This is a genomic window from Enterobacter sp. UNJFSC 003 (assembly GCF_036903355.1).
In the GTDB taxonomy this organism is placed as follows: domain Bacteria; phylum Pseudomonadota; class Gammaproteobacteria; order Enterobacterales; family Enterobacteriaceae; genus Enterobacter.
In genome coordinates this window covers 1-280 of the sequence record NZ_JBAKHK010000122.1, presented here as the reverse complement: position 1 = coordinate 280, position 280 = coordinate 1, and the positions used below count along the sequence as shown (strand labels likewise).

Below are 280 nucleotides of genomic sequence, written 5' to 3'. Positions count from 1 at the left end.
GACCAGACACTGACAGATTTAAGCGGTAAGGATAAGGCTGAACTAAGAACTTATCTTGATCTGAAAAGTGCGGCTCAAAGGGATGTTGGCTCAGGGGCAAATCAGATTCCGGATATGAATGACTTCACATCCAGCCTGACCAGCCCTGGCTGGCAAAAATTACCGTCAGGTCTGATTATTCAGTGGGGGGCAGCCAATCCATCATCAACTGGAGAGATCTTTATTACGTTTCCTGTCGCGTTCTCTGCATACCCGATGTATGTGGGATTTGGTCCTCAGC

1 pseudogene is annotated in these 280 nt (G+C 47.9%); it reads left to right on the top strand.

The window, feature by feature from the left end:
• Positions 1-280: pseudogene (locus V5P19_RS23395) on the top strand (hypothetical protein); the annotation flags it as partial.